This window comes from Pseudomonas sp. AIG, assembly GCF_977020205.1.
Window position 1 is genome coordinate 1 of record NZ_CDROCK010000073.1, and the last position, 22,802, is coordinate 22,802.

Consider the following 22,802-nt stretch of genomic DNA (forward strand, 5'->3'; position numbering starts at 1 on the left):
TTTAAGGCGTAAACCTTTGAGCGAGTTGTTGTCCTCAGTCAGTGATCACCTGTTGGCGCCCGGCGGCGTGACGATCGAGAGCCTGCAAGGCGTGCTCGGTGATCTGGCCGGTCCTGGCATCGATGCGGCCGACCTGTATTTCCAGGGGCAGATTTCCGAGTCCTGGGCGCTGGAAGATGGCATCGTCAAGGAAGGCAGCTTCAACCTCGATCAGGGCGTTGGCGTGCGCGCGCAGTCCGGTGAGAAAACCGGTTTCGCCTACAGCAACGCGATCACCCTCGAAGCCCTCGGCGCAGCGGCTCGCGCGGCACGTTCGATCTCCCGTGCCGGGCAAAACGGCACGGTGCAGGCGTTCACCAGCCAAGACGTCGCCCAGTTGTACGCGCCGGATAACCCGCTGGAAGTGCTGAGCCGCGCCGAGAAAGTCGAGTTGCTCAAGAGCATCGATGTCGCGACCCGCGCGCTCGACCCGCGTATCCAGCAAGTCAGCGTGAGCATGGCCGGTGTCTGGGAACGGATTCTGGTGGCGTCCACCGACGGCGGTCTGGCGGCGGATGTGCGCCCTTTGGTGCGTTTCAACGTCAGCGTGATCGTTGAACAAAATGGCCGTCGCGAGCGCGGCGGGCATGGCGGCGGCGGGCGTACCGACTACCGTTATTTCCTCGCCGAAGACCGCGCCATGGGCTATGCCCGTGAAGCGTTGCGTCAGGCGCTGGTGAACCTCGAAGCGATCCCTGCACCGGCCGGTACCTTTCCGGTGGTATTGGGTTCCGGCTGGTCCGGCGTGCTGTTGCACGAAGCGGTCGGTCACGGTCTGGAAGGCGATTTCAACCGCAAGGGCAGTTCGGCCTACAGCGGGCGCATGGGCGAAATGGTTGCCTCGAAGCTTTGCACCATCGTCGATGACGGCACCTTGAGCGGCCGTCGCGGTTCGCTGAGTGTCGACGACGAAGGTACGCCGACCGAGTGCACCACGCTGATCGAAAACGGCGTGCTCAAGGGTTACATGCAGGACAAGCTCAATGCGCGTCTGATGGGCGTGGCCCGTACCGGTAATGGTCGTCGTGAATCTTACGCGCACTTGCCGATGCCGCGGATGACCAACACCTACATGCTCGGTGGCGAAAGCGATCCGGCGGAAATCATCGCGTCGGTGAAGAAGGGCATCTACTGCGCCAACCTCGGCGGCGGTCAGGTCGACATCACCAGCGGCAAGTTTGTGTTCTCCACCAGCGAGGCGTACCTGATCGAAGACGGCAAGATCACCGCGCCGGTCAAAGGCGCGACGTTGATCGGCAACGGCCCTGAGGCGATGAGCCGGGTGTCGATGGTCGGTAACGATCTGGCGCTGGACAGCGGTGTGGGGACGTGCGGCAAGGATGGGCAGTCGGTGCCGGTGGGCGTGGGTCAGCCGACGCTGAAAATCGATGCGATCACCGTCGGTGGCACGGGCGCATAAGAAACGTGTGTAGGAGCTGCCGCAGGCTGCGATCTTTGTTTTTAAAGATCAAAAGATCGCAGCCTTCGGCAGCTCCTACAGGGATGAGATCAACGCAGACCGCGTTGAGTCTCGTCCAGCTCACGGATGTACTTGAAGATCTTGCGGCTGGAAGCAGGAGGTTTGTTTTGCGCAACCTCGTGCTGAGCCTGACGGATCAGGGAACGCAATTGCTGGCGGTCGGCGTCCGGGTACTCGACGACGAATTTTTCCAGCACGGCATCGTCGCCCGCGATCAGGCGATCGCGCCAGCGTTCCAGGTTATGGAAACGCTCGTTGTACTGACGAGTCGAGGCATCGAGTTGATCGAGCAAGGTCAGAATCGCGTCAGTGTCCTGGTCGCGCATCAGTTTGCCGATGAACTGCAAATGCCGTTTACGCGCGATGTTCGCGGTGTGCTTGGGCGCATCGGCCAGAGCCCGGCGCATAGCGTCGGTCAGCGGCAGTTTAGCGATCAAGTCAGGCTTGAGTGTTGTCAGGCGCTCGCCGAGGTCAACCAGAGCATGCAGCTCGCGTTTGACCTGAGATTTGCTTTTTTCTCCCGTATCGAGGGAGTCGTCGTAAGAATCAACCATGGTGGCAGTCCGCAAAGAAACGCCGCCATGATAACCAGTCGGGGGCCGCTTGTCCGGCCCGGTCGCTCGATGACCCCAGCCGAAAGCAGAATTTGAGTGGAGATGAGCATGAGTGCAGTTGAAAGCGTCGGCCCGCAGGCATTGCCGGCACTGCAGGAACAAGTCGAGCAGATCATCGCCGAAGCCAAGCGTCAGGGCGCCAGTGCCTGTGAAGTTGCGGTGTCGCTGGAGCAGGGCTTGTCGACTTCGGTGCGCCAGCGCGAAGTCGAAACAGTCGAATTCAACCGTGATCAGGGCTTCGGCATCACACTGTATGTTGGCCAGCGCAAAGGCTCGGCCAGCACCTCGGCATCCGGCCCGGATGCGATTCGCGAGACCGTTGCTGCGGCACTGGCCATCGCCAAACACACGTCCGAAGACGAAGCGTCGGGGCTCGCCGATGCGGCGTTGATGGCCAAGGAACAGCACGATTTCGACCTGTTTCACGAATGGGACATCACCCCGGAGCAGGCGATCGAGAAGGCGTTGATCTGCGAAGCGGCGGCGTTCGATGCCGATGCGCGGATCAAGAATGCCGATGGCACCACCCTCAGCACCCACCAAGGCTGCCGCGTTTATGGCAACAGCCACGGTTTTATTGGTGGTTACGCGTCGACCCGACACAGTCTGAGCTGCGTGATGATCGCTGAGGCCGACGGCCAGATGCAGCGCGATTATTGGTATGACGTCAGCCGTCAGGGCTCGTTGCTGGCGGATCCGGTGAGCATCGGTCAGCGTGCGGCGCAGCGGGCGGCGAGCCGTCTGGGTGCGCGTCCGGTGCCGACCTGTGAAGTGCCGGTGCTGTTTTCCGCAGAGCTGGCGGGCGGTCTGTTCGGCAGTTTCCTCTCGGCGGTGTCGGGCGGCAGTCTGTACCGCAAGTCGTCGTTCCTTGAAGGCACCCTGGGGCAGAAGCTGTTCCCGGAATGGCTGACCATCGATGAGCGTCCGCACCTGATGCGCGCAATGGGCAGCGCCTCTTATGACGGTGATGGTCTGGCGACGTATGCCAAACCGTTCGTCGAAAAAGGCGAGTTGGTGTCGTACATCCTCGGTACTTACTCCGGGCGCAAACTGGGTATGCCGAGCACCGCTAATGCGGGTGGCGTGCACAACCTGTTCGTCACTCATGGTGATGAAGACCAGGCAGCGCTTTTGAAGCGCATGGGCCGTGGTTTGTTGGTTACCGAATTGATGGGCCATGGTTTGAACATGGTCACCGGCGACTATTCGCGCGGCGCGGCGGGTTTCTGGGTGGAAAACGGCGAAATCCAGTTCGCCGTGCAGGAAGTCACCATCGCCGGCAACATGCGCGACATGTTCAAGCAGATTGTCGCGGTGGGCAATGATCTGGAACTGCGTAGCAACATTCGCACGGGTTCGGTGTTGATCGAGCGGATGACCGTCGCGGGCAGCTAAACCGCATCCGTCACAAAAAAAGGCGCGCCATCCACCCGGATGTCGCGCCTTTTTCATGCCTGCCCTGTAGGAGCTGCCGAAGGCTGCGATCTTTTGATCTTGTCTTTAAAAAAAAAATCAAAAGATCGCAGCCTGCGGCAGCTCCTACACAGGTGCTCTTGTTTTGGTTCTCATTATCATCTAATAATAAATCTCATTATCGGATGAGCCCGGATCATGAGTTCTGCCTTGCACGAGCAGCCGTACCTCGAAAGCTGGCGCTGGATGAGTCGCCAGATCCGTTGCGCGATGGATCCCGACGAACCGCGCCTGATCGAACACTACCTGGCCGAAGGCCGGTATCTGGCCTGTTGTACGGCAACTTCTCCCTGGACCATCGCTGAAACCTCCTTCCGTCTGCTGCTCGACACGGCCACCGACATCGCCTTGCCGTGGCACTGGCGCAGCCTCTGTCTTGATCAAGCCTGGCGCCCGCTGCGTGAAATGGAGCGCCTGTCCCTGTGCAAATGCCGGCTCAAGCGCTGGCAACGCTATACCTGGCAGCTCGCCACTTGTGAGTTGCTTCCCTCGATTCCTCTGATTGAATTAGTCCAAGGATTTAACGATGACCAAGACACGTATTGAGCGCGACAGCATGGGCGAACTGCAGGTGCCGGTAGACGCTCTCTACGGCGCGCAAACCCAGCGCGCAGTGGAAAACTTCCCGATCAGCGGCAAGCCGATGCCGACGCAATTCATCCGCGCACTGATCCTCGCCAAAGCTGCTGCCGCCCGCGCCAACGTTGAACTCAACCAGCTCAGCGCCGCTCAGGGCAAAGCCATCAGCGACGCCGCGCAAGGCCTGCTCGAAGGCGATTTCATGCAGCATTTTCCGGTGGATATCTTCCAGACCGGCTCCGGCACCAGCTCGAACATGAACGCCAATGAAGTGATCGCCACCCTCGCCAGCCGCCTGCTCGATGAGCCGGTGAATGCCAATGATCACGTCAACTGTGGCCAGAGCAGTAACGACATCATTCCGACCACCATCCACGTCAGTGCTGCGCTGGCTCTGCACGAACAACTGCTGCCGGCGCTGCTGCACCTGGTGCAAGTGATCGAGCACAAGGCCGGTCAAGTGCATCACCACGTCAAAACCGGTCGTACGCATTTAATGGACGCCATGCCGGTGCGCATGAGCCAGGTGCTGAACGGTTGGGCGCAGCAGCTCAAGGCCAACATCGGTCACCTCCAAGACTTGCTGCCAAGCCTGCAATCCCTGGCACAGGGCGGCACGGCAGTCGGTACCGGGATCAACGCACATCCTGAGTTCGCCGCGCGCTTCAGCCGCCAGTTAAGCCAACTGACCGACGTGCAATTCACCCCCGGCAAAGATCTGTTTGCATTGATTGGTTCACAGGACACTGCGGTCGCTGTCTCCGGCCAGCTCAAAGCTACTGCGGTATCGTTGATGAAAATCGCCAACGACCTGCGCTGGATGAACTCCGGCCCACTCGCCGGCCTCGGCGAAATCGAACTCGAAGCCCTGCAACCGGGCTCGTCGATCATGCCGGGCAAGGTCAATCCGGTGATTCCGGAAGCCACCGCCATGGTCGCTGCACAAGTCATTGGCAACGATTCGGTGATCACCATCGCCGGCCAGTCGGGCAACTTCGAGCTGAACGTGATGCTGCCGATCATCGCGCAGAACCTGTTGAGCAGCATCGAGTTGCTGGCCAACGCCAGCCGTCTGCTCGGCGACAAAGCCATCGCCAGTTTCAAGGTCAACGAATCGCGCCTGAAAGAAGCGTTGTCGCGCAACCCGATTCTGGTCACCGCGCTCAATCCGATCATTGGTTACCAGAAAGCCGCCGAAATCGCCAAGCAGGCCTACAAGGAAGGCCGCGCGGTGATCGACGTCGCTCTGGAGCACACCGATCTCTCGCGCAGCCAACTGGAAGAGTTACTCAATCCCGAGAAACTCACCGCCGGCGGCGTGTAAACCCTGCAACCGCTTTGGAGGCTCACCATGGAGCACTGGAAACGCACGATCGAACGGGCCAATCGCTGCTTCATGCTGGGCGAACTGATCGACGCCCGTGAGGCTTACCTGCAAGCCCTGGCCCTGGCGCAAGTGTTGTTCGAACGCTGGGCAGATGCCGACGAAGCGGTGGCGGCCTGCGTCATCTCCCATCACAACCTGGCGGATTTGCACCTGAGTCTGAACCAGCCGGAGGAGAGCGCTGAATACCTCTGCGCCATCCACCAACGGCTGTTGCAGACCATGCAGGACGAGCGCCTGCGCCCGGCGCTGCGTGAAGCGGCGTTGCGCCAGAGCAGCAAGACCTACGTCGAGCTGCTGAATTTCATCAGCGAACACGGCGAATACCCGCGCACCCAGCGTCTGCTGCACCCGGATACCGGCAATGCGCGTCGCGCGCCTGCCCCTCATCACCATGGAGTCCATTGAAATGGCTTTTACCTTGCCTGCCTTGCCTTACGCCTACGACGCCCTCGAACCGCACATCGATGCGCAGACCATGGAGATTCATTACACCAAACATCACCAGACCTACATCAACAACCTCAACGCCGCCGTAGAAGGCACTGAGTACGCCGAATGGCCGGTAGAAAAACTCGTCGCCAGCGTCAAGGTGCTGCCGGAAAAGCTCCGCGCGGCGGTGATCAATCAGGGTGGCGGTCACGCCAACCATTCGCTGTTCTGGGAAGTGATGGTGCCAAGCGGCGGCGGCAAACCGGATGGCGCGCTGGCCAAGGCGATTGATGAGCAACTGGGTGGTCTCGACAGTTTCAAGGAAGCCTTCACCAAAGCGGCACTGACCCGTTTCGGCAGTGGCTGGGCCTGGCTCAGCGTGACGCCGGAGAAAAAACTGATCGTGGAGAGCAGCGGCAACCAGGACAGCCCGTTGATGAACGGCAACACGCCGATTCTCGGTCTCGACGTCTGGGAGCACGCCTACTACCTGCGCTATCAAAACCGTCGCCCGGAATACATCAACGCGTTCTACAACGTGATCAATTGGCCTGAAGTTGCTGCGCGCTATCAGGCCGCACTGGTTTAAGTCTTCTATAAAAACAATCCAAGGCTGACTATGGGCACTGAAACACTGGCGATCGGAAGTGGGCGTATGTTTCGTTACGCAGTGGGATCGCTATTGCTGTTGGCGGGCATGACCTTGCTGGTTGCCCACGGGCTGGAATGGTTGAATCTGCAACCGAGACTGTCACGGGCCTTGCAGGGTGGCGCGATCTGCGCCCTCGGCACGGCGCTTGGCGCGGTGCCGGTGCTGGTGATTCGGCGCATGCCTCAGGCACTCAGTGACACCTTGCTGGGTTTTGGCGCTGGAGTGATGCTGGCGGCGACGGCGTTTTCGCTGATCGTCCCGGGCATTGCCGCTGCCGAAAACCTTGACCTGACACCATGGGGCGCCAGTGGGCTGATCTGTTTCGGCATCATGCTGGGTGCGTTCGGGTTGTATCTGGTCGATCGTCAGTTGTCCGGAGCCTCACCGGAAATGCTGGTGGGGACGCCGGAGCGTCCGGTTATTCCGCCACGAATCTGGCTGTTCGTGTTCGCCATCATTGCCCATAACGTTCCTGAAGGCATGGCCGTTGGCGTTTCTGCCGGCGGCGGCATGCCGGATGCCAATAGCCTGGCCATGGGCATCGCTTTACAGGATGTGCCGGAAGGACTGGTGATTGCGTTGGTATTGGCCGGGGCAGGGATGTCGCGGGTCAAGGCGTTCCTGATCGGTGCGGCGTCAGGTCTGGTCGAGCCGGTGTTTGCGTTGTTGTGTGCGTGGCTGGTCGGGCTGGCGCAGGTATTGTTGCCATTAGGTCTGGCACTGGCGGCGGGGGCGATGTTGCTGGTGGTGACTCACGAGGTCATCCCGGAATCACGACGTCATGGTCATGACAAACTGGCCAGTCTTGGCCTGTTGATCGGGTTTTGTTTGATGATGGTGATGGATACCGCATTAGGTTGAAGATCAAAAGATCGCAGCCTTCGGCAGCTCCTACATTGGAATGCGTTCACTATAGGAGCTGCCGAAGGCTGCGATCTTTTGACTTTGGCTGTCAGCCACCTTCGTCGAAATAGTTGTTGATCAACGCCACCAGCGCATCCAGCGCTTCCTGTTCCTGATGCCCTTCAGTGCTCAGATAGATTTTGGTGCCCTTGCCGGCCGCCAGCATCATCATCGCCATGATGCTTTTGCCATCAACGGTATTCTCCGGCGTGCGGCCCACTCTGATCGAGCAATCCGGAAACTGACCGGCCACGCCAACGAACTTGGCCGACGCACGGGCATGCAGGCCCAGCTTGTTGATGATTTCGATTTCCAGAGCAGGCATCGCGGTGTGAATCCTTTAAGTGAGGTCGCGGTGGCGAACCTGGACGTTCTTCAGGGTTTTCTGCAGGGCCTGACCCAGGCGTTCGGTCAGGTAGACGGAGCGGTGATGCCCGCCGGTGCAGCCAATGGCAATGGTGACGTAGGCGCGGTTGCTCGCAGCGAAGCGCGGCAGCCACTTGTGCAGGTAGGTGAAGATGTCCTGAAACATTTCTTCGACCTCCGGCTGCGCCGCGAGGTACTCAGCCACCGGCGCATCGAGACCCGATTGCGCGCGCAGTTCCGGTTTCCAGTACGGATTGGGCAGGCAGCGCACATCGAACACCAGATCCGCATCCACCGGCATGCCGCGCTTGAAGCCGAATGACTCGACCAGAAACGCCGTGCCCGGCTCCGGCTGGTTCAGCAGGCGCAGCTTGATCGAGTCGCGCAGCTGATACAGGTTCAGATTGGTGGTGTTGATCTTCAGGTCCGCGAGGTCGGCAATCGGGCCGAGCAGGGCGGTTTCATCCTGGATCGCCTCGGCCAGCGAGCGGTTGGCATTGCTCAGCGGATGGCGACGGCGGGTTTCGGAAAAACGCTTGAGCAGGGTTTCCTCGTCGGCATCCAGATACAGCACATCGCACTGGATGTGCTTGCTGCGGACATCTTCAAGCAGTTCGGGAAAGCGCGTCAGGTGGCTCGGCAGGTTGCGCGCATCGATGGATACAGCCACCAGCGGCTGCGCCAGTTCCGTGTGAATCAGCGCACGTTCGGCCAGTTCCGGCAGCAAGCCTGCCGGCAGGTTGTCGATGCAGTAGTAACCGTTGTCCTCAAGGACATCCAGTGCGGTACTTTTACCCGAGCCGGAACGGCCACTGACAATGATCAAGCGCATGATTAGTGCCCGTTCTGCTCGTCCAGGACAACCTGATACAAGGCTTCGTTGCTCGCGGCGCTGCGCAGTTTATCGCGCACGTCCTTGCGGTCGAGCATGCTGGCGATCTGACGCAGCAACTCCAGGTGCGCATCGGTGGCGGCTTCCGGGACCAGCAGAACGAACAGCAGGTCAACCGGGGCACCATCGATGGCGTCGAAATCGATTGGCGCTTCTAGATGCATCAGTGCGCTGATGGGCGACTGGCAGCCCTTGAGGCGGCAGTGAGGAATGGCGATGCCGTTGCCAAAACCGGTGGAACCGAGTTTTTCACGGGCAATCAACGCCTCGAAGACATCTTGCATCTCCAGATCCGGCACTTCGCGGGCGATCAGGTTGGCAATTTGTTCGAGGGCTTTCTTTTTACTGCCGCCCGGCACGTTCACGAGGGAACGGCCGGGGGTCAGGATGCTTTCAAGTCGGATCATGGGTTAGGGGTGTTAACGACCGGTCGCGCCCTGGAGGAGGCTCTGGGTCTTTTCCTTATGCTTTTTGAGTTGGCGATCCAGCTTGTCGGTGAGTGAGTCGATCGCAGCATACATATCAGTATCTTCTGCGTTGGCGACCACTTCGCTGCCGGGGATATGCAAGGTGGCTTCGATTTTCTGCTTCAGCTTTTCGACGCACATCGTGACTTGCACGTTGGTGATCTTGTCGAAATGTCGCTCCAGTCGTTGGAGTTTTTCCTCGATGTAGGAACGCAGAGGTTGGGTCACTTCCAGTTGGTGTCCACTGATGTTGACTTGCATACAGCTTCTCCTTCGTTGCCAGTGCATAAAGCGGCAGGCTGGATAGCCTGCCACTGGAACGCTGTAACGTGGCTTACATCAACCGCTTGCGTTCGCTCGAAGGCGCGATCCCGAGGGATTCGCGGTACTTGGCGACGGTGCGGCGAGCCACCTGAATGCCTTGTGCCTCCAGTAAACCAGCGATCTTGCTGTCACTCAACGGCTTTTTCTGATTTTCCGCGGCAACCAGTTTTTTGATGATCGCGCGGATCGCCGTGGACGAGCATTCGCCGCCTTCGGAGGTGCTGACGTGGCTGGAGAAAAAGTATTTCAGTTCATAAATACCGCGCGGGGTATGCATGAATTTTTGCGTGGTCACGCGGGAAATTGTTGATTCGTGCATGCCGACCGCCTCAGCGATGTCGTGCAGGACCAACGGCTTCATGGCTTCGTCGCCGTACTCCAGAAAACCGCGCTGATGCTCGACGATCTGGGTGGCTACTTTCATCAATGTTTCGTTGCGGCTCTGCAGGCTTTTGATAAACCAGCGGGCTTCCTGCAACTGATTGCGCATGAAGGTGTTGTCGGCGCTGGTGTCGGCGCGACGGACGAAACCGGCGTACTGGGCGTTGACGCGCAGGCGTGGCACCGATTCCTGGTTCAACTCGACCAGCCAGCGCTCGTTGTCCTTGCGCACGATAACGTCAGGGACAACGTACTCGGCTTCGGTGGATTCGATTTGCGAACCCGGACGTGGATTAAGGCTCTGCACCAGCTCGATGACCTGGCGCAACTCGTCTTCCTTGAGCTTCATGCGTCGCATCAGCTGGCTGTAGTCGCGGCCGCCCAGCAGGTCGATGTAATCGCTGACCAAACGCTTGGCTTCAGCCAGCCAAGGCGTCTTGGCTGGCAGCTGACGTAATTGCAGCAGCAGGCATTCGCCGAGATTGCGCGCGCCGATACCGGCGGGTTCGAACTGTTGAATGCGGTGCAGGACGGCTTCGATTTCGTCCAGTTCGATGTCCAGTTCCGGGTCGAACGCCTCAAGAATTTCTTCGAGGGTTTCGTCCAGGTAGCCCTGATTGTTGATGCAATCGATCAGGGTCACGGCGATCAGGCGATCGGTGTCGGACATCGGTGCAAGGTTCAGTTGCCACAGCAGGTGGCTTTGCAGGCTCTCGCCGGCGGAGGTGCGGGTGGTGAAATCCCACTCGTCATCGTCGCTGCTCGGCAGGCTGCTGGCGCTGGTCTGGTAGACGTCTTCCCAGGCGGTGTCGACCGGAAGTTCGTTGGGGATGCGTTCGCTCCAGTCACCTTCCTCGAGGTTGTCTACCGTCGGTGCGGTTTCCTGATACGAGGGTTCCTGGATTTCGGTGTTGGGCTTCTGTTCGGCGTTGTCGGCCAAGGGGTCGGAATTGTCGAAGTCGTCGCCTTCTTCCTGGCGTTCGAGCATCGGATTGGATTCCAGCGCCTCCTGGATTTCCTGTTGCAGATCCAGGGTCGACAATTGGAGCAGGCGGATGGCCTGTTGCAGCTGCGGTGTCATCGTCAGCTGCTGGCCCATTCTCAAGACTAGCGATGGTTTCATGGCAGGGGCTTAACACCTTATTCGCCGGCGCTATGCGCCATCCACTACAGGGCGCCGGAGCGCCAAACTTAAGCAAATTATATGCCTGAAACTGAAGTGTTTGCCTAGAGCGCTGTAACAATTAAAGCGTATTAAATCCTGCTTGAATCGATACAGCGCCCGGGCGGCGCACCGGGCACTGTTTCGCTTACAGGCGGAACTCGTGGCCCAGATACACTTCCTTGACCAGATCGTTGGCCAGGATGGTTTCTGCGTCGCCTTCTGCGATCAGTTGACCATCATTGACGATGTAAGCGGTTTCGCAGATGTCCAGGGTCTCGCGGACGTTGTGGTCGGTGATCAGTACACCGATGCCTTTGGCCTTGAGATGATGGATGATCTGCTTGATGTCGCCGACCGAGATCGGGTCGACACCGGCGAACGGTTCGTCGAGCAGGATGAATTTCGGTGCCGTTGCCAGTGCGCGAGCGATTTCCACTCGGCGGCGTTCACCACCGGACAGGCTCATGCCGAGGTTGTCGCGGATGTGGCTGATGTGGAATTCCTGCAGCAGGCTTTCCAGCTCCTTGCGACGGCCGGCCTTGTCGAGTTCCTGACGGGTCTCGAGGATGGCCATGATGTTGTCGGCCACCGACAGTTTACGGAAGATCGACGCTTCTTGCGGCAGATAGCCGATCCCGGCCTTGGCACGACCGTGCATCGGCTGGTGGCTGACGTCCAGATCGTCGATCAGGACGCGGCCCTGATCGGCTTGCACCAAACCTACGATCATGTAGAAGCAGGTGGTTTTACCGGCGCCGTTCGGGCCGAGCAAGCCAACGATCTGGCCGCTGTCGATCGACAGACTGACGTCACGCACGACCTGGCGGCTTTTATAGGCCTTGGCCAGGTGCTGAGCTTTCAGAGTTGCCATTACTGGGTTTTCTCGTCGGTTTTCTTCTTCGGCTGGATCACCATGTCAATGCGCGGACGCGCCTCGGTGACCTTGCTGCCGGTAGCGCGACCAGCGCTGGCCAGTTTCTTCACGGTGTCATAGACGATTTTCTCGCCCTGAGTCGTGTTGTTGTCCTTGTCGACAACCTTGGCCTTGTCGATCAGCACGACGCGGTTTTGCGCGGCGTGGTACTGAATCGTCACGCCCCAGCCCTGTACAGGCTTGGTGTCGCCTTGAGTTTGCAATTGCTCAAAGTAGGCAAGATTGCCCACCGACGTCACCACGTCGATATCGCCGGCCGGGGTACGGGTGATGGTCACGGTATTACCGGTCACCTTCATCGAACCCTGGGTAATGATCACATCGCCCTTGTAGGTGGCGATGCCGTTCTTGTCATCCAGTTGGGCGTCGTCGGCCTGAATGCGGATAGGTTGCTGCTGATCGTTCGGCAGAGCCCAGGCGCTCACGCTTCCCAGTGCTGCGCCCAGACTGAGCAAAATAGGGAGGGTTTTAACGAGCCTCATACTGTCCTCTTACGTTCGATAGCAGGTGTATCCTGCTTTCCTTCAGGTACGCTTTCATTCCAACGCCAGTCGATACACCGCCAGCGCCGTCGATTCTAACGGGTTGCTCGGTCTGCGCATATTGCTCCTGCGGGAACACGGTCATGCGCGTGGAGGTCACCAACAGATCGCGGTTCTGTTCATCGGTGCGCTTGATGCGTACCGAATCGATCAATTCGACTTGTGTGCCGCCCGAATTTACTTCGCCGCGTTCACTGGTGACATGCCACGGGAACTCTGTTCCGCGATACATGTTCAGGTCGGGTTTGGTGACGAGCGTGATATCGGTTGCCTTGACGTGCTCGGCCTTGTCGGAGGTCATTTCATACTGCACTTTGCCGTCCGGCAGGTATTGCAGGGTATGCGTATTGGTTGCATACCAGTCGATAGGCGTTTCGACAGACGTGACCGGAGGCTTGTCGAGGAAGCGTTCCGGGCTGATGTTCCAGTAGCCGACCGCGGCGAAAATCGCAGCGATGCAGCCGAACAGCAGGAAGTTGCGAAATTTTTTGCTGAACATGGTTTGGCTCACAGGTACGCGGCGTTGGCCGCATCGAGGCGGCCCTGGGCGCGCAGGATCAATTCACAGAATTCGCGGGCGGCGCCTTCACCACCACGGGCGCGGGTGACGCCATGGGCGTGTTCGCGGACGAAATCGGCAGCGTTGGCAACCGCCATGCCCAGGCCGACGCGGCGGATGACCGGCAGGTCCGGCAAGTCGTCACCGAGATAAGCAACTTCTTCATAGCTTAGGCCCAGTTGTTCGAGCAGGCCGTCGAGAACGACCAATTTGTCTTCGCGACCCTGAAACAGGTGGGGAATCCCCAGGTTTTTCGCTCGGCGTTCGACTACCGGCGTCTTGCGACCGCTGATGATAGCGGTCTGCACGCCGGCGTTCATCAGCATCTTGATGCCTTGGCCGTCGAGTGTGTTGAAGGTCTTGAATTCGCTGCCGTCTTCAAGGAAGTACAGACGACCGTCGGTGAGAACACCGTCGACGTCGAATACCGCCAGTTTGATCGCTTTGCCGCGTTGCAGCAGATCGTTGCTCATTACATGACTCCTGCGCGCAGCAGATCGGAGAGGTTGAAGGCGCCGACCGGGCGATCTTCCTCATCGACGACTACCAACGCGTTGATCCGATGATCTTCCATGATTTTCAGGGCTTCGGCGGCCAGCATCTCCGGCCGGGCAGTCTTGCCGTGGGCCGTCATCACCTGGTCGATGGTGGCGCTGCGAATGTCGATGCTGCGGTCCAGCGTGCGGCGCAAGTCGCCGTCAGTGAAAATCCCGGCCAGTTTACCGTCAGTTTCAAGGATGACGGTCATGCCCAGACCTTTACGGGTCATTTCCATCAGTGCGTCCTTGAGCAGTGTACCGCGTTGTACTTGCGGCAACTCCTGCCCGGCGTGCATGACGTTTTCCACTTTCAGCAGCAGACGACGTCCCAGAGCACCGCCCGGGTGCGAGAACGCGAAATCTTCAGCGGTAAAACCGCGAGCTTCAAGCAGTGCGACCGCGAGGGCGTCGCCCATGACCAGCGCTGCAGTTGTCGAAGAGGTCGGGGCGAGGTTCAGCGGGCAGGCTTCATGTTCGACGTGAACGTTGAGATTGACCTCGGCGGCTTTGGCCAGCGGCGATTGCGGGTTGCCGGTGACGCTGATCAACTGGATGCCCAGACGTTTGATCAGCGGCAGCAAGGTCACGATTTCATTGGTCGAGCCGGAGTTGGACAGGGCCAGGATCACGTCGTCGCGAGTGATCATGCCCATATCGCCATGGCTGGCTTCGGCCGGGTGGACAAAAAAGGCCGGGGTGCCGGTGCTGGCCAGGGTGGCGGCAATCTTGTTGCCGATGTGCCCGGACTTGCCCATGCCAACCACGACTACACGGCCTTTACTGGCCAGAATCATCTCGCAAGCGCGTACGAAATCGGCGTCGATATGGGGCAACAAGCCTTGTACGGCCTCCACTTCGAGTTGGATGGTGCGTTGTGCCGATTGAATCAGGTCGCTGGATTGGCTCATGTCAGAAATCGTATAGCCCGATGAAAAGGCGGCGATTATAGCGGTTATGTTGCAAAGCCTCACGCAAGTTCGTCGTGCTTTGTCATTACTCGTTACCAAAACCCGGTAAAAGAGCCTGCGCACCTGTCATATCGCCGAACACAGGCTGGTACAAGCCTTGGGCGCTTCGCCTTTGCAGTGATATAGTTCGCCGCCAGTTCGGCCTGCCCGGGATGTACGTACTTTTTAAGTAAAGACAGGCGTCCGAGTGAGAGGCTGCATCGCAAGGAGTTTAGATGAGTGCCGATAACGCCTACGCGGTCGAGCTGAAGGGAGTCTCCTTCAAGCGCGGTGCGCGCAGCATTTTCAATAACGTCGATATTCGCATCCCGCGCGGCAAGGTCACCGGCATCATGGGACCTTCCGGGTGTGGCAAGACCACGCTGCTGCGATTGATGGGCGCACAACTGCGCCCTGCCAGCGGCGAAGTCTGGGTCAACGGCCAGAACCTGCCTGCGCTTTCGCGCAGCGATCTGTTCGATGCGCGAAAGCACATGGGTGTGCTGTTTCAAAGCGGCGCGCTGTTCACCGATCTCGATGTGTTCGAGAACGTGGCTTTCCCCCTGCGTGTTCATACCGATTTGCCGGAAGAAATGATCCGCGACATCGTCCTGCTCAAATTGCAGGCGGTGGGACTGCGCGGTGCCATCGAGTTGATGCCGGATGAACTGTCCGGTGGCATGAAGCGCCGTGTTGCACTGGCGCGGGCCATTGCGCTCGATCCGCAGATCCTCATGTACGACGAACCGTTCGTCGGGCAGGACCCGATCGCCATGGGCGTGCTGGTGCGTCTGATTCGCCTGCTCAACGATGCACTGGGGATCACCAGTATCGTGGTGTCCCACGATCTGGCGGAAACCGCGAGTATCGCCGACTACATCTATGTGGTCGGTGATGGTCAGGTGCTGGGGCAGGGTACGCCGGACGAGTTGATGAACTCGGACGAGCCACGTATCCGTCAGTTCATGACCGGCGATCCCGATGGCCCGGTGCCGTACCATTTTCCAGCGACGGATTACCGCGCAGATCTTCTGGGGAAGCGCTGATGCGCAGAATTTCATTAATAGAACGCGTGCGCCGGTTCGGCGAAGCGGCGATCGACGCCGTCGCGGTGTTCGGTCGTGCGACGCTGTTCCTGTTTCATGCCTTGCTGGGGCGTGGCGGAATCAGCGGCGGTTTCGGCCTGCTGGTCAAGCAGCTGCATTCGGTCGGCGTGATGTCGCTGGTGATCATCGTCGTTTCCGGGATCTTCATCGGCATGGTGCTGGCGCTGCAAGGCTTCAGCATTCTGTCGAGCTACGGTTCGGAACAGGCGGTAGGGCAGATGGTTGCGCTGACCCTGTTGCGTGAGCTGGGTCCGGTGGTGACGGCGTTGTTGTTCGCCGGTCGTGCCGGTTCGGCGCTGACCGCGGAGATCGGCAACATGAAGTCCACCGAGCAGCTTTCCAGTCTGGAAATGATCGGTGTCGATCCGCTCAAGTACATCATTGCCCCACGCCTGTGGGCCGGCTTCATTTCCCTGCCAGTGCTGGCGATGATTTTCAGCGTGGTCGGCATCTGGGGCGGTTCGTGGGTGGCTGTCGACTGGCTGGGCGTGTATGAAGGCTCTTATTGGGCAAACATGCAGAACAGCGTGAACTTCACCAGTGACGTGCTCAATGGCGTGATCAAAAGTGTCGTTTTCGCCTTTGTCGTGACCTGGATCGCCGTATTCCAAGGCTATGACTGTGAGCCCACTTCCGAGGGGATCAGTCGTGCCACCACCAAGACCGTGGTGTTTGCCTCGCTGGCAGTGCTCGGCCTGGACTTTATTCTGACCGCTTTGATGTTTGGAGATTTCTGATGCAAAACCGCACCCTGGAAATCGGTGTCGGCCTGTTCCTGCTGGCAGGGATCCTGGCTTTGTTGCTGCTTGCTTTGCGGGTCAGTGGTCTGTCTCCGACATCGACCACCGACACCTATAAACTGTATGCCTACTTTGACAATATCGCCGGTTTGACGGTCAGAGCCAAAGTGACCATGGCCGGTGTGACCATCGGCAAGGTCACGGCGATCGATCTGGATCGCGACAGCTTCACCGGTCGGGTCACCCTGCAAGTGGATAAAAAGGTCGACAACCTGCCGACCGACTCCACAGCGTCTATCCTGACCGCTGGTCTGCTGGGCGAGAAGTACATCGGTATCAGCGTCGGCGGTGAAGACAAGCCGCTGAAGGATGGTGGAACCATTCACGACACGCAGTCGTCACTGGTACTGGAAGACCTGATCGGTAAATTCCTGCTCAATACCGTTAGCAAAGACGCCAAATGAGGAGCTTTTGAATGATCTCTACCTTGCGACGTGGCCTGTTGGTGTTGCTCGCGGCATTGCCACTGATGGGTAACGCTGTGGCGGCACAGACTGCGCATGATCTGGTTCAGGACACCACGAACCGGATGCTTGCCGACCTGTCGGCCAACAAAGAGAAGTACAAGCAGGATCCGCAGGATTTCTACACCGCGTTGAATACCATCGTCGGTCCGGTGGTGGATGCTGAAGGCATTTCCAAAAGCATCATGACGGTCAAGTATTCGCGCAAGGCCACGCCGGCGCAGATGCAGACCTTCCAGGAAAACTTCAAGAAAGGCCTGTTCCAGTTCTACGGTAACGCCTTGCTCGAGTACAACAACCAGGGCATCACCGTCGATCCGGCCAAAGACGAGTCGGGCGATCGCACCAGCGTCGGCATGACCGTAAAAGGCACCAACGGCGCGATCTACCCTGTGCAGTACACGCTGGAGAAGATCAACGGCGAGTGGAAACTGCGCAACGTGATCATCAACGGCATCAACATCGGCAAGCTGTTCCGTGATCAGTTCGCTGACGCGATGCAGCGCAATGGCAACGACCTGGACAAGACCATCAACAATTGGGCGGGTGAAGTCGCCAAGGCCAAAGAGTCCACGGACAAAGCTGCCGAGAAGCCAGCGCAATGAATGAGGCCGCAGTTCGTATGAGTGATGTCGACGAGCTTCTGCTCAGCGGAGTGCTGGACTATCGCACCGGCGCTGACCTGCGCAAGGAAGGCCAGGCGTTGATCAAGTCCAGTAAAGCCTCTTCGCTGGTGATCGATTGCTCGGCGGTGAAGAAGTCCAGCAGCGTCGGTTTGTCGTTGCTGCTGTGCTTCATGCGCGATGCCAATGCGGCCGGAAAGGCTGTCAGCATCCGGGCGATGCCCGAAGACATGCGCGAAATTGCTCAGGTCAGTGAACTGACCGAACTGTTGGCGCACCCCTGAACCCGCATCAATAAAGAAGCCCCCCGTCAGAGTCCTGCCATGCGGGGTTCGCAGGCGCGGGGCTTTTTTGTATGATGTCCGACCCGTGCGCACAGGGCGCCGATTGAGGTTGAGCATGCAGGCCGTAGAAGTGAAGAGCTTCCTTGAAGGAAAGCTGCCCGGAACGTTGGTAGAAGTTGAGGGCGAAGGCTGCAATTTCCAGCTGAACGTGATTAGCGATGAACTGGCGGCGTTGAGCCCGGTGAAGCGTCAGCAGCAGATCTATGCCCATTTGAACCCATGGATCACCGATGGCAGCATCCATGCGGTCACTATGAAATTTTTCAGCAGCGCGGCCTGGGCCGAGCGCACCTGAGCCTAAGGGCGTCGAGATTCTTATGGATAAATTGATTATTACCGGTGGCGCTCGTCTTGATGGCGAGATCCGCATTTCCGGCGCAAAAAACTCCGCCCTGCCGATCCTGGCGGCCACCCTGCTGTGCGATGGCCCGGTGACCGTTGGCAACCTGCCGCACCTGCACGACATCACCACCATGATCGAGCTGTTCGGTCGCATGGGCATTGAGCCGGTGATCGACGAGAAACTCAGCGTCGAAATCGACCCGCGCACCATCAAGACCCTGATCGCGCCGTACGAACTGGTGAAAACCATGCGTGCGTCGATTCTGGTACTGGGCCCGATGGTTGCCCGTTTCGGTGAAGCCGAAGTCGCACTGCCTGGCGGTTGCGCCATCGGTTCGCGTCCGGTCGACCTGCACATCCGTGGTCTCGAAGCCATGGGCGCAGTCATCGACGTCGAAGGCGGCTACATCAAGGCCAAGGCGCCTGAAGGTGGCCTGCGCGGTGCAAGCTTCTTCTTCGATACCGTCAGCGTAACCGGTACCGAGAACATCATGATGGCCGCTGCTCTGGCCAAGGGCCGCAGCGTGTTGCAGAACGCCGCTCGCGAACCTGAAGTGGTTGACCTGGCAAACTTCCTCAACGCCATGGGCGCCAAGGTTTCCGGCGCTGGCACTGACACCATCACCATCGATGGCGTCGAGCGTCTGGGTTCGGCTTTCTACAAAGTCATGCCTGACCGTATCGAAACCGGCACCTACCTGGTCGCCGCTGCCGTGACCGGTGGCCGCGTCAAGGTCAAGGACACCGATCCGACCATCCTCGAAGCCGTTCTGGAAAAGCTTCGTGAAGCCGGTGCAGAAATCACCTGCGGTGAAGACTGGATCGAGCTGAACATGCACGGCAAGCGTCCGAAAGCGGTCAACGTGCGCACGGCGCCGTACCCGGCTTTCCCGACTGACATGCAAGCGCAGTTCATCTCGCTCAACGCCATTGCCGAAGGCACCGGTGCGGTGATCGAGACGATCTTCGAAAACCGTTTCATGCACGTGTACGAACTGCACCGCATGGGCGCCAAGATCCAGGTCGAAGGCAACACTGCCATCGTTACCGGTACTGAAGTCCTCAAGGGCGCGCCAGTCATGGCCACTGACCTGCGTGCTTCGGCCAGTCTGGTGATCTCGGCACTGGTTGCCGAAGGCGATACTCTGATCGACCGCATCTACCACATCGACCGTGGTTACGAGTGCATCGAAGAAAAACTGCAGATGCTCGGCGCCAAGATCCGTCGCGTTCCGGGCTGATTGCTGCATTGGGACACAGGGACGTGTCCACTGATTTTAAGAGTCGAGCCGGTTTCCGGCTCGATGTGTGTCCGGCGCCGATTGCGACCGGACATGAGTACCTTGATAAGGACTGACGTTTCCCATGTTGACCATCGCACTGTCCAAGGGCCGCATCCTTGACGACACCCTGCCGCTTCTCGCCGAAGCGGGCATCGTGCCGACCGAGAATCCGGACAAGAGCCGCAAGCTGATCATTCCCACGACCCAGGACGACGTTCGTCTGCTGATCGTGCGCGCCACCGATGTGCCGACCTATGTCGAGCATGGCGCGGCTGACCTCGGCGTTGCCGGTAAAGACGTGTTGATGGAATACACCGGCCAGGGCTTGTACGAGCCACTGGATCTGCAAATCGCCCAGTGCAAGCTGATGACCGCCGGCAAGATCGGCGCGCCGGAGCCCAAGGGCCGTCTGCGCGTGGCGACCAAGTTCGTCAACGTTGCCAAGCGTTACTACGCCGAGCAGGGCCGTCAGGTCGATATCATCAAGCTGTACGGCTCGATGGAGCTGGCACCGCTGATTGGTCTGGCCGACAAGATCATCGACGTGGTCGACACCGGCAACACCCTGCGCGCCAACGGCCTGGAACCTCAGGAACTGATCGCCACGATCAGCTCGCGCCTGGTGGTCAACAAGGCTTCGATGAAAATGCAACACGCCCGAATCCAGGCGTTGATCGATACCCTGCGCAACGCAGTGGAATCGCGACACCGCGGCTGATTCACCTGCGCGACGTTAAGTCGCGCCCGTCTATCCGCCTCATAGCCAGAATCTCAGGTGCCCAAGCGGAAACGACTGCTAAGTTAGGGCGCCTGAGTTTTTGCCATTCCTATGAGGCTCTCGCTATGACCGCAACGACTGCAATTCGCCGACTCAACGCTGCTGACCCGGATTTCGCGCATCATCTGGATCATCTGCTGAGCTGGGAAAGTGTGTCTGACGACTCGGTCAATCAGCGCGTGCTGGACATCATCAAGGCTGTGCGCGAACGCGGTGACGCGGCGCTGGTCGAGTTCACCCAGAAGTTCGACGGCCTCGAAGTCGCGTCGATGGCCGACCTGATCCTGCCGCGCGAGCGTCTGGAACTGGCGCTGACGCGCATCACCGTGGCGCAGCGCGAAGCACTGGAAAAAGCCGCCGCCCGCGTGCGCAGCTACCACGAAAAACAGAAGCAGGATTCCTGGAGCTACACCGAAGCCGACGGCACCGTGCTGGGCCAGAAGGTCACGCCGCTGGATCGCGCCGGTCTGTACGTACCGGGCGGCAAGGCGTCGTACCCGTCGTCGGTGTTGATGAATGCGATTCCGGCCAAGGTTGCCGGCGTGACCGAAGTGGTCATGGTCGTGCCGACTCCGCGCGGTGAAATCAACGAATTGGTGTTGGCGGCCGCGTGCATCGCTGGCGTTGACCGCGTGTTCACCATCGGCGGCGCGCAGGCCGTTGCTGCTTTGGCCTACGGCACTGAAAGTGTTCCGAAGGTCGACAAAGTGGTTGGCCCGGGCAACATCTACGTCGCCACCGCCAAGCGTCACGTGTTCGGTCAGGTGGGCATCGACATGATCGCCGGCCCTTCGGAAATCCTCGTGGTGTGCGACGGCCAGACCGATCCGGACTGGATCGCCATGGACCTGTTCTCGCAAGCCGAGCACGACGAAGACGCGCAGGCGATTCTGGTCAGCCCGGACGCCGAGTTCCTCGACAAGGTTGCCGCGAGCATCGACAAACTGCTGCCGACCATGGACCGCGCAACCATCATCGAAACCTCGATCAATGGCCGTGGTGCGTTGATTCACGTGAAGGACATGGCCCAAGCCATCGAAGTCGCCAACCGCATTGCCCCGGAACATTTGGAGCTTTCGGTCGCTGACCCGCAAGCCTGGCTGCCGCAGATCCGCCACGCTGGCGCTATCTTCATGGGCCGTCACACCTCCGAAGCACTGGGCGACTATTGCGCAGGCCCGAACCACGTATTGCCGACGTCCGGCACCGCGCGCTTCTCCTCGCCGCTGGGTGTGTATGACTTCCAGAAGCGTTCGTCGATCATCTTCTGCTCCGAGGCTGGTGCTTCCGAACTGGGGAAAACCGCCTCCGTGCTGGCCCGTGGCGAATCGTTGAGCGCCCACGCACGCAGCGCCGAATACCGCATCAAAGACGAAGACTTTCTACAAGGGCAGGGGAACTGAGCGATGAGCAAATTCTGGAGCCCGTTCGTCAAGGATCTGGTGCCATACGTGCCGGGCGAACAACCGAAGCTGACCAAACTGGTCAAGCTCAACACCAACGAAAACCCGTACGGCCCGTCGCCAAAAGCCTTGGCGGCGATGCAGGTCGAACTGAATGACAACCTGCGTCTGTACCCGGACCCGAACAGCGATCTGCTGAAAACAGCGGTCGCCAACTACTACGGCGTGCAGAGCAATCAGGTGTTCCTCGGCAACGGTTCGGACGAAGTGCTCGCGCACATTTTCCACGGTTTGTTGCAACACGATCAGCCGTTGCTGTTCCCGGACATCAGCTACAGCTTCTATCCGGTCTACTGCGGTCTGTACGGCATCCAGTTCGACGCGGTGCCGCTGGACGCGCAGTTCCAGATCGATCCGGCCGACTACGCCAAGCCGAATGGCGGGATCATTTTTCCCAACCCGAACGCACCTACTGGTTGCCTGCTGGCGCTGGACGCGGTCGAGCAAATCCTCAAGGCCAGCCCGGATTCGGTGGTGGTCGTAGACGAGGCCTATATCGACTTCGGCGGCGAGACGGCGATCACTCTGGTGGACCGCTATCCGAATCTGCTGGTGACGCAAACCCTGTCCAAGTCGCGTTCGCTGGCTGGTTTGCGCGTTGGTTTCGCGGTTGGGCATCCGGACCTGATCGAGGCGCTGGAGCGGATCAAGAACAGCTTTAACTCTTATCCGCTGGATCGACTTGCCATTGTCGGCGCGGCAGCGGCGTTCGAGGACCGCGAGCATTTCGACAAGACCTGCCGTCTGGTCATTGAGAGCCGTGAGTGGGTGATTGCGCAGTTGCAGGCCAAAGGATTTGAAGTGCTGCCGTCGGCGGCGAACTTCATTTTCGCCCGGCATCCGCAGCATGACGCGGCGGGGCTGGCGGCGAAACTGCGTGAGCAGGGCGGGAGTGTGCGGGGCCTCAAGCCGGGGGGGGTTGGGCGG

The 22,802-nt window shown here is 59.4% G+C and carries 28 protein-coding genes; 17 read left to right on the plus strand and 11 right to left on the minus strand.

Features of this window, described 5'->3' with window-relative positions:
- Positions 1-16 precede the first annotated feature (16 nt).
- Entirely contained in the window at positions 17-1,459 is a 1,443-nt protein-coding gene (gene tldD / locus ACWR1S_RS28440; RefSeq protein ID WP_008085093.1) for a metalloprotease TldD, read from the plus strand.
- Positions 1,460-1,548: 89 nt separating this feature from the next.
- Here the strand turns inward: tldD and yjgA are convergent, their stop codons facing one another.
- Positions 1,549-2,073, minus strand: a complete 525-nt coding sequence (gene yjgA / locus ACWR1S_RS28445) for a ribosome biogenesis factor YjgA (RefSeq protein WP_007915377.1) — start codon at positions 2,071-2,073, stop codon at positions 1,549-1,551.
- Between the two features lie 108 nt (positions 2,074-2,181).
- On the opposite strand from yjgA, the gene pmbA reads away from it, so the two are divergent.
- From pmbA to ACWR1S_RS28475, 6 genes are all read left to right on the plus strand, one after another.
- Positions 2,182-3,528, plus strand: coding sequence for a metalloprotease PmbA (pmbA, locus tag ACWR1S_RS28450; RefSeq protein ID WP_454565832.1), 1,347 nt, complete (start codon positions 2,182-2,184; stop codon positions 3,526-3,528).
- A 216-nt stretch (positions 3,529-3,744) separates the two neighbouring features.
- On the plus strand, positions 3,745-4,152 hold the full coding sequence (locus tag ACWR1S_RS28455) for a FagA protein (protein ID WP_454565833.1): 408 nt from the start codon (positions 3,745-3,747) through the stop codon (positions 4,150-4,152).
- Positions 4,133-5,509, plus strand: coding sequence for a class II fumarate hydratase (locus tag ACWR1S_RS28460; protein WP_454565834.1), 1,377 nt, complete (start codon positions 4,133-4,135; stop codon positions 5,507-5,509). The genes ACWR1S_RS28455 and ACWR1S_RS28460 overlap by 20 nt, the downstream gene beginning before the upstream one ends.
- Before the next feature lie 27 nt (positions 5,510-5,536).
- On the plus strand, positions 5,537-5,977 hold the full coding sequence (locus ACWR1S_RS28465; RefSeq protein ID WP_454565835.1) for a hypothetical protein: 441 nt from the start codon (positions 5,537-5,539) through the stop codon (positions 5,975-5,977).
- Position 5,978: 1 nt separating this feature from the next.
- Entirely contained in the window at positions 5,979-6,590 is a 612-nt protein-coding gene (locus ACWR1S_RS28470) for a superoxide dismutase (protein ID WP_454565836.1), read from the plus strand.
- A 30-nt stretch (positions 6,591-6,620) separates the two neighbouring features.
- The gene (locus ACWR1S_RS28475; protein WP_454565837.1) at positions 6,621-7,514 is read left to right on the plus strand and encodes a ZIP family metal transporter; all 894 of its coding nucleotides are present in this window, start codon (positions 6,621-6,623) and stop codon (positions 7,512-7,514) included.
- A 91-nt stretch (positions 7,515-7,605) separates the two neighbouring features.
- Here the strand turns inward: ACWR1S_RS28475 and ACWR1S_RS28480 are convergent, their stop codons facing one another.
- From ACWR1S_RS28480 to ACWR1S_RS28525, 10 genes are all read right to left on the minus strand, one after another.
- Positions 7,606-7,881 carry an HPr family phosphocarrier protein gene (locus ACWR1S_RS28480; protein ID WP_454565838.1) on the minus strand — a complete coding sequence of 92 codons (276 nt, stop codon included), beginning with the start codon at positions 7,879-7,881 and terminating at the stop codon, positions 7,606-7,608.
- A gap of 15 nt (positions 7,882-7,896) precedes the next feature.
- Positions 7,897-8,754, minus strand: coding sequence for an RNase adapter RapZ (gene rapZ / locus ACWR1S_RS28485; RefSeq protein WP_122606051.1), 858 nt, complete (start codon positions 8,752-8,754; stop codon positions 7,897-7,899).
- Positions 8,755-8,756: 2 nt separating this feature from the next.
- Positions 8,757-9,221: a PTS IIA-like nitrogen regulatory protein PtsN gene (gene ptsN / locus ACWR1S_RS28490; protein WP_401390007.1), complete on the minus strand. Its 465-nt coding sequence runs from the start codon at positions 9,219-9,221 to the stop codon at positions 8,757-8,759.
- A 12-nt stretch (positions 9,222-9,233) separates the two neighbouring features.
- Entirely contained in the window at positions 9,234-9,542 is a 309-nt protein-coding gene (gene hpf / locus ACWR1S_RS28495) for a ribosome hibernation-promoting factor, HPF/YfiA family (RefSeq protein ID WP_007912419.1), read from the minus strand.
- A 73-nt stretch (positions 9,543-9,615) separates the two neighbouring features.
- The gene (locus ACWR1S_RS28500; protein WP_454565839.1) at positions 9,616-11,109 is read right to left on the minus strand and encodes an RNA polymerase factor sigma-54; all 1,494 of its coding nucleotides are present in this window, start codon (positions 11,107-11,109) and stop codon (positions 9,616-9,618) included.
- A gap of 187 nt (positions 11,110-11,296) precedes the next feature.
- On the minus strand, positions 11,297-12,022 hold the full coding sequence (gene lptB / locus ACWR1S_RS28505) for an LPS export ABC transporter ATP-binding protein (protein ID WP_008085069.1): 726 nt from the start codon (positions 12,020-12,022) through the stop codon (positions 11,297-11,299).
- Positions 12,022-12,567, minus strand: coding sequence for a lipopolysaccharide transport periplasmic protein LptA (gene lptA / locus ACWR1S_RS28510; RefSeq protein WP_064119365.1), 546 nt, complete (start codon positions 12,565-12,567; stop codon positions 12,022-12,024). Before lptA ends, lptB begins: the two co-directional genes overlap by 1 nt.
- Complete coding sequence (gene lptC, locus ACWR1S_RS28515; protein ID WP_103303116.1) at positions 12,554-13,126, minus strand: LPS export ABC transporter periplasmic protein LptC; 573 nt, start codon at positions 13,124-13,126, stop codon at positions 12,554-12,556. The genes lptA and lptC overlap by 14 nt, the downstream gene beginning before the upstream one ends.
- An 8-nt stretch (positions 13,127-13,134) precedes the next feature.
- Complete coding sequence (locus ACWR1S_RS28520; RefSeq protein ID WP_007912407.1) at positions 13,135-13,659, minus strand: KdsC family phosphatase; 525 nt, start codon at positions 13,657-13,659, stop codon at positions 13,135-13,137.
- On the minus strand, positions 13,659-14,633 hold the full coding sequence (locus tag ACWR1S_RS28525; protein WP_007912405.1) for a KpsF/GutQ family sugar-phosphate isomerase: 975 nt from the start codon (positions 14,631-14,633) through the stop codon (positions 13,659-13,661). Before ACWR1S_RS28525 ends, ACWR1S_RS28520 begins: the two co-directional genes overlap by 1 nt.
- A 275-nt stretch (positions 14,634-14,908) precedes the next feature.
- Between ACWR1S_RS28525 and ACWR1S_RS28530 the strand changes: the two genes are divergently transcribed.
- The 10 genes from ACWR1S_RS28530 to ACWR1S_RS28575 form a co-directional block, all read left to right on the plus strand.
- Positions 14,909-15,718, plus strand: a complete 810-nt coding sequence (locus ACWR1S_RS28530; protein ID WP_007912403.1) for an ATP-binding cassette domain-containing protein — start codon at positions 14,909-14,911, stop codon at positions 15,716-15,718.
- Positions 15,718-16,515 carry a lipid asymmetry maintenance ABC transporter permease subunit MlaE gene (gene mlaE, locus ACWR1S_RS28535; RefSeq protein WP_027610851.1) on the plus strand — a complete coding sequence of 266 codons (798 nt, stop codon included), beginning with the start codon at positions 15,718-15,720 and terminating at the stop codon, positions 16,513-16,515. Before ACWR1S_RS28530 ends, mlaE begins: the two co-directional genes overlap by 1 nt.
- Complete coding sequence (gene mlaD / locus ACWR1S_RS28540; protein WP_007912400.1) at positions 16,515-16,982, plus strand: outer membrane lipid asymmetry maintenance protein MlaD; 468 nt, start codon at positions 16,515-16,517, stop codon at positions 16,980-16,982. The genes mlaE and mlaD overlap by 1 nt, the downstream gene beginning before the upstream one ends.
- A gap of 11 nt (positions 16,983-16,993) precedes the next feature.
- Entirely contained in the window at positions 16,994-17,647 is a 654-nt protein-coding gene (locus tag ACWR1S_RS28545; protein ID WP_454565840.1) for an MlaC/ttg2D family ABC transporter substrate-binding protein, read from the plus strand.
- Positions 17,644-17,949 carry an STAS domain-containing protein gene (locus ACWR1S_RS28550; protein WP_242205265.1) on the plus strand — a complete coding sequence of 102 codons (306 nt, stop codon included), beginning with the start codon at positions 17,644-17,646 and terminating at the stop codon, positions 17,947-17,949. The genes ACWR1S_RS28545 and ACWR1S_RS28550 overlap by 4 nt, the downstream gene beginning before the upstream one ends.
- A 115-nt stretch (positions 17,950-18,064) precedes the next feature.
- The gene (locus ACWR1S_RS28555; RefSeq protein WP_007912386.1) at positions 18,065-18,304 is read left to right on the plus strand and encodes a BolA family protein; all 240 of its coding nucleotides are present in this window, start codon (positions 18,065-18,067) and stop codon (positions 18,302-18,304) included.
- A gap of 22 nt (positions 18,305-18,326) precedes the next feature.
- On the plus strand, positions 18,327-19,592 hold the full coding sequence (gene murA, locus ACWR1S_RS28560) for a UDP-N-acetylglucosamine 1-carboxyvinyltransferase (protein WP_016984147.1): 1,266 nt from the start codon (positions 18,327-18,329) through the stop codon (positions 19,590-19,592).
- Between the two features lie 124 nt (positions 19,593-19,716).
- Entirely contained in the window at positions 19,717-20,352 is a 636-nt protein-coding gene (gene hisG, locus ACWR1S_RS28565) for an ATP phosphoribosyltransferase (RefSeq protein ID WP_007912384.1), read from the plus strand.
- 125 nt (positions 20,353-20,477) lie between these two features.
- Complete coding sequence (gene hisD, locus ACWR1S_RS28570) at positions 20,478-21,815, plus strand: histidinol dehydrogenase (RefSeq protein ID WP_322845918.1); 1,338 nt, start codon at positions 20,478-20,480, stop codon at positions 21,813-21,815.
- A 3-nt stretch (positions 21,816-21,818) separates the two neighbouring features.
- Positions 21,819-22,802, plus strand: a 984-nt coding sequence (locus ACWR1S_RS28575) for a pyridoxal phosphate-dependent aminotransferase (protein WP_454565841.1), incomplete at its 3' end; no start/stop codon positions are given.

What these genes read in the sequence shown, in the direction of transcription:
- yjgA (WP_007915377.1), bottom strand. Translation starts at nt 2,073, where the DNA reads ATGGTTGATTCTTACGACGACTCCCTCGATACGGGAGAAAAAAGCAAA.
- pmbA (WP_454565832.1), top strand. Translation starts at nt 2,182, where the DNA reads ATGAGTGCAGTTGAAAGCGTCGGCCCGCAGGCATTGCCGGCACTGCAG.
- ACWR1S_RS28455 (WP_454565833.1), top strand. Translation starts at nt 3,745, where the DNA reads ATGAGTTCTGCCTTGCACGAGCAGCCGTACCTCGAAAGCTGGCGCTGG.
- ACWR1S_RS28460 (WP_454565834.1), top strand. Translation starts at nt 4,133, where the DNA reads ATGACCAAGACACGTATTGAGCGCGACAGCATGGGCGAACTGCAGGTG.
- ACWR1S_RS28465 (WP_454565835.1), top strand. Translation starts at nt 5,537, where the DNA reads ATGGAGCACTGGAAACGCACGATCGAACGGGCCAATCGCTGCTTCATG.
- ACWR1S_RS28470 (WP_454565836.1), top strand. Translation starts at nt 5,979, where the DNA reads ATGGCTTTTACCTTGCCTGCCTTGCCTTACGCCTACGACGCCCTCGAA.
- ACWR1S_RS28475 (WP_454565837.1), top strand. Translation starts at nt 6,621, where the DNA reads ATGGGCACTGAAACACTGGCGATCGGAAGTGGGCGTATGTTTCGTTAC.
- ACWR1S_RS28480 (WP_454565838.1), bottom strand. Translation starts at nt 7,881, where the DNA reads ATGCCTGCTCTGGAAATCGAAATCATCAACAAGCTGGGCCTGCATGCC.
- rapZ (WP_122606051.1), bottom strand. Translation starts at nt 8,754, where the DNA reads ATGCGCTTGATCATTGTCAGTGGCCGTTCCGGCTCGGGTAAAAGTACC.
- ptsN (WP_401390007.1), bottom strand. Translation starts at nt 9,221, where the DNA reads ATGATCCGACTTGAAAGCATCCTGACCCCCGGCCGTTCCCTCGTGAAC.
- hpf (WP_007912419.1), bottom strand. Translation starts at nt 9,542, where the DNA reads ATGCAAGTCAACATCAGTGGACACCAACTGGAAGTGACCCAACCTCTG.
- ACWR1S_RS28500 (WP_454565839.1), bottom strand. Translation starts at nt 11,109, where the DNA reads ATGAAACCATCGCTAGTCTTGAGAATGGGCCAGCAGCTGACGATGACA.
- lptB (WP_008085069.1), bottom strand. Translation starts at nt 12,022, where the DNA reads ATGGCAACTCTGAAAGCTCAGCACCTGGCCAAGGCCTATAAAAGCCGC.
- lptA (WP_064119365.1), bottom strand. Translation starts at nt 12,567, where the DNA reads ATGAGGCTCGTTAAAACCCTCCCTATTTTGCTCAGTCTGGGCGCAGCA.
- lptC (WP_103303116.1), bottom strand. Translation starts at nt 13,126, where the DNA reads ATGTTCAGCAAAAAATTTCGCAACTTCCTGCTGTTCGGCTGCATCGCT.
- ACWR1S_RS28520 (WP_007912407.1), bottom strand. Translation starts at nt 13,659, where the DNA reads ATGAGCAACGATCTGCTGCAACGCGGCAAAGCGATCAAACTGGCGGTA.
- ACWR1S_RS28525 (WP_007912405.1), bottom strand. Translation starts at nt 14,633, where the DNA reads ATGAGCCAATCCAGCGACCTGATTCAATCGGCACAACGCACCATCCAA.
- ACWR1S_RS28530 (WP_007912403.1), top strand. Translation starts at nt 14,909, where the DNA reads ATGAGTGCCGATAACGCCTACGCGGTCGAGCTGAAGGGAGTCTCCTTC.
- mlaE (WP_027610851.1), top strand. Translation starts at nt 15,718, where the DNA reads ATGCGCAGAATTTCATTAATAGAACGCGTGCGCCGGTTCGGCGAAGCG.
- mlaD (WP_007912400.1), top strand. Translation starts at nt 16,515, where the DNA reads ATGCAAAACCGCACCCTGGAAATCGGTGTCGGCCTGTTCCTGCTGGCA.
- ACWR1S_RS28545 (WP_454565840.1), top strand. Translation starts at nt 16,994, where the DNA reads ATGATCTCTACCTTGCGACGTGGCCTGTTGGTGTTGCTCGCGGCATTG.
- ACWR1S_RS28550 (WP_242205265.1), top strand. Translation starts at nt 17,644, where the DNA reads ATGAATGAGGCCGCAGTTCGTATGAGTGATGTCGACGAGCTTCTGCTC.
- ACWR1S_RS28555 (WP_007912386.1), top strand. Translation starts at nt 18,065, where the DNA reads ATGCAGGCCGTAGAAGTGAAGAGCTTCCTTGAAGGAAAGCTGCCCGGA.
- murA (WP_016984147.1), top strand. Translation starts at nt 18,327, where the DNA reads ATGGATAAATTGATTATTACCGGTGGCGCTCGTCTTGATGGCGAGATC.
- hisG (WP_007912384.1), top strand. Translation starts at nt 19,717, where the DNA reads ATGTTGACCATCGCACTGTCCAAGGGCCGCATCCTTGACGACACCCTG.
- hisD (WP_322845918.1), top strand. Translation starts at nt 20,478, where the DNA reads ATGACCGCAACGACTGCAATTCGCCGACTCAACGCTGCTGACCCGGAT.